The organism is Clostridia bacterium, assembly GCA_028698525.1.
Lineage (GTDB): Bacteria > Bacillota > Clostridia > JAQVDB01 > JAQVDB01 > JAQVDB01.
Genome location: JAQVDB010000110.1, coordinates 1 through 3,957, shown reverse-complemented (window position 1 = coordinate 3,957; position 3,957 = coordinate 1). Strand labels below are relative to the sequence as shown.

At 38.1% G+C, this 3,957-nt stretch carries 4 protein-coding genes and 1 riboswitch; of the genes, 2 read left to right on the top strand and 2 right to left on the bottom strand.

Features of this window, described 5'->3' with window-relative positions; translation table 11 throughout:
- Both PHP06_10725 and PHP06_10720 read right to left on the bottom strand, forming a co-directional pair.
- The coding region (locus PHP06_10725; GenBank protein ID MDD3841014.1) for an ECF transporter S component at window positions 1-328 on the bottom strand (328 nt) is incomplete at its 3' end.
- 63 nt (window positions 329-391) lie between these two features.
- Window positions 392-508, bottom strand: a riboswitch (FMN riboswitch).
- Window positions 509-591: 83 nt separating this feature from the next.
- The gene (locus PHP06_10720; GenBank protein MDD3841013.1) at window positions 592-1,350 is read right to left on the bottom strand and encodes a transposase; all 759 of its coding nucleotides are present in this window, start codon (window positions 1,348-1,350) and stop codon (window positions 592-594) included.
- Window positions 1,351-1,496: 146 nt separating this feature from the next.
- Here PHP06_10720 and PHP06_10715 point away from each other — a divergent pair, with 146 nt between their 5' ends.
- Both PHP06_10715 and PHP06_10710 read left to right on the top strand, forming a co-directional pair.
- Window positions 1,497-3,083, top strand: a complete 1,587-nt coding sequence (locus PHP06_10715; protein ID MDD3841012.1) for a DEAD/DEAH box helicase — start codon at window positions 1,497-1,499, stop codon at window positions 3,081-3,083.
- A gap of 101 nt (window positions 3,084-3,184) precedes the next feature.
- Window positions 3,185-3,856 carry a response regulator transcription factor gene (locus PHP06_10710; GenBank protein MDD3841011.1) on the top strand — a complete coding sequence of 224 codons (672 nt, stop codon included), beginning with the start codon at window positions 3,185-3,187 and terminating at the stop codon, window positions 3,854-3,856.
- Window positions 3,857-3,957: the final 101 nt, after the last annotated feature.

Sequence of the window (3,957 nt, the reverse complement as noted above, 5' to 3'; positions counted from 1 at the left end):
TGATAAGGCCTATTATTGCACCTTTTAAAGTGCGCTTCCTTTTGTATATATAGGCTGCTGTACATGCAAAAGAACAGCTGGATATGATGTTCATAATCAATCCTATTACTCCGGTATCGCTTACTGTAAACATCTCAACAAACGATACCACTGCAGAAATAACAAATGCTGACAAAGGTCCATACATGAACCCTCCGATAGCAATGATGACATCTTTGGGATCATACTTTAAAAAAAGTACAATAGGGATACGCCCTACCACCATGACGATATAAGCGATAGCGCTCAACATAGCCAGATTTGTAAGTTTTTTAGTTTTGTTATCCATTTTAAATCTCTCCTGAATAAAATAGTAACACCTGAAAGACATGTCTTTCAGGTGTTAATTTCAATACGCCTTCTTTCATCCAGACTGTAACTGTCGGTAATGGAGTTTCACCATTTCTGCACCAGTGTGCTTGCGGACTTTACCGCCGATCGGGAATTTCACCCTGCCCTGAAGACATTCATATTCAGATGTTCCATCCATAATTATATCACAAATATTTTTCTTTTAAAAGTGCACAGAAGGACCGTCCCCTTGTGTTGTTGCTATATACTCCTTATTATACCGAAGCTGATTCCCGTCAATCGTTCTATCTGCCTTATAGATAATCCGCTATCCTTCAATTTTTTAATAACTTCATTCCTTTTCCCTTTTTCAAAATCCTGCACTTGCCTCGGCCTTTGTACCCCTGCTATCCGGATTATCATCTTTGTAGCCTCTTCATCGTTTAGCCTCACCGGTCCTTTATATTCCAGACACTCATCATCATTTTCTTGGATATTGAATTCTTTAAACAATGATATCGCCCTTTTTTCATTATGAGAAAAAAGGCTTAATGCAAACTCTGTGTCACATATGCCCTTCTTTCCCAGATATTCATTATAGCTGCTCCAGGGATATCTTGCTATATCCTTCTCAATCCCTGCTTTAATGGGGTTTTGGTGTATATACCTCATCACCGTCAAAAAATATTGATCATCTTCCACTACCTCACTTTTATATCTGCCTTGAAATAAAGGCCCACTTCTTTTATATCTCCAGTTGTACCAGTATACATACCTTGCCCCTATTCTCCTAAAAACTATCTCCAAATCCTCTTTTATCTCCTTGATTAATAAATGTATATGGTTGCTCATCAAGCAATAGGCATATATTTCATACCCGCTCTTTCGCTTATACTCTTTAAGCGTTTGAATCAAATCCTCATAATCCTCATTGCATTTGAATATTGTTTGTCCATTTATCCCCCTGAGCATCACATGATATATCCCTGTACTGCTTTTCTCCCTCACTTTTCTTGGCACTAGAATCACCTCTAATTAATATTAGCATAAAACAATGACTACTACAACACAAAAGGACCGTCCCCTTGTGCAGTGCATAAAAAATTGCATATTATAAATAGTAAATATATAATGAAGAAGTTAAACAAACAGAAGGAAGTGAAAAAATGAAATTTCAAGATTTAAATTTATCAAAGGAAATAAAAAGAGCCATCGAGGATATGGGATTTGAGGAAGCAACTCCCATTCAGGCAAGGTCTATCATGCATATATTACAAGGAAAGGATGTAATCGGCCAAGCTCAAACAGGGACAGGAAAAACAGCGGCCTTCGGCATTCCAATATTGGAAAAAGTGGACAAACAAAATAACAAACCTCAGGTTTTGATTGTGTCCCCTACCAGGGAATTAGCCATACAGACAGCTGAAGAAATTAGAAAACTTTCTAAATATAAAGAGAATATAAAGATTTTGCCGGTTTACGGTGGTCAACCTATAGATAGGCAGATAAGGGCATTGAAAAAAGGTGTACAGATCATCATCGGCACTCCGGGAAGAATAATGGACCATATGCGCCGCAGAACATTGAAGATGGGCACCGTCAATATGGTTGTGCTTGACGAGGCAGATGAAATGTTGGATATGGGGTTTAGAGAAGATATTGAAACTATTTTACAGGGGACAAGCTCCAAAAGACAAACAGTCATGTTCTCTGCTACAATACCCCAGCAAATTTTAGAGCTGAGAAATAAATATCAGAAAAACCCTCTGATAATAAAAGTGGTGCACAAGGAATTGACCGTTCCCAGCATTGAACAGCTCTACTTTGAAGTAAAGCCCACAAACAAACTAGAGGCTTTGTGCAGATTGATAGATATGTATAACCCCAAATTATCATTGGTTTTTTGCAATACTAAAAGGAAGGTGGACGAGTTAGTAATTCAATTGCAGGCCAGAGGTTATTTTGCAGACGGGCTGCATGGGGATCTAAAACAACCCCAGAGGGACAAAGTGATGGCAAAATTCCGAAACGGGAATGTGGAAATATTAGTAGCTACCGATGTGGCAGCCAGAGGTATAGATGTGGAAAATATCGAAGCAGTATTCAATTATGATATACCCCAGGATGAAGAATATTATGTTCACCGAATTGGAAGGACCGGAAGAGCAGGAAAAACCGGCAGAGCTTTTACATTTGCAGTAGGAAAGGAAATCTACAAGCTTAAAACCATACAAAGATATGCCAAGACAAAGATCAAACGCCAAGATATACCTTCTATAAGCGATGTGGAAGAAATAAAGATAAATAACTTTTTAGAAAAAGTTAAAGATGTGATAGAAGAAGGCGGCTTGAAAAAATATGTTAATTTGATAGAAAAAATACTCAAAGAAGATTCTACAGAAGACTTTACTTCTATCGATATAGCAGCCGCTTTGCTCAAAATGTCAATAAATGAAGAGAATAAAAAAGATGTGGAGCTCAACCATGAATACGACAATACAGGGGCAGAAGACGGAATGGTTCGATTGTTTATAAATATAGGCAGAAATCACAAGGTGGGTGCAAAGCATATAGTGGGAGCCATTGCAGGCGAAACAAGTCTTTCGGGCAAATTGATCGGAACCATTGATGTTTTTGATAAATACACCTTTGTAGAGGTTCCTAGGGAATATGCCAAGGAAGTGCTCAGTATAATGAAAAACAGTAAAATAAGAGGCAACAAAATAAATATAGAACCGGCTAAATCAAGATAATAGTTGAAACCTATATTATGATATAATTGATGATATATTATATTTCCGATATGAATTCTAATAAAAAGGAGATCTCTATGTATGCATCAAACACAAACGACATGAATCTGCTCTTGGTGGAAGACGATAAAACCATCGCCATCGGCCTAGAATATTCACTGACTCAAGAAGGTTTCCATGTGACCATATGTTATGATGCCTCATCTGCTTTGGAGAAAATATCAACTCAGGATTTCGACTTTGCAATACTGGATATTACACTCCCTGACGGAAACGGGTTTGATATCTGTAAAAAACTCAAACAAAAAAATGATACCCCTGTAATATTTTTGACTGCCCGAGATGACGAAGGCAGTGTGGTAATGGGGCTGGATATAGGGGCTGACGACTACATTACAAAGCCCTTCAGGATAAGAGAACTTCAATCCCGGATCCGCAGCATCCTCAGGAGGACAAGAAAAGCCACCGGAGAAGATATTGTTTTGCATTATGGGAATGTGACTGTAAATATTACAGAGGGTAAAGTCATGAAAAAAGGCAGGGATGTGTTCTTAACGGCACTGGAATACCGACTTTTGCTCACCTTGATCAACAACGAAGGACGTGTATTAACCCGCAGTCAACTCTTGGAAAGCATATGGGATGTATCCGGAGACTTTGTAAATGATAACACCCTCACCGTCTATATCAAAAGATTGCGGGAAAAAATAGAAGATGATCCCCAAAATCCGACTATCATCAAAACTGTCCGAGGACTGGGATATCAAATATAGGAGAATGGTATGGCTTTTTTTCGAAACAGGGAAATCAAAATATTGACTATAATCCTTATGCTTTTGTCTTTAATTTTAATTGTGGCAGGATTTCTGATGGA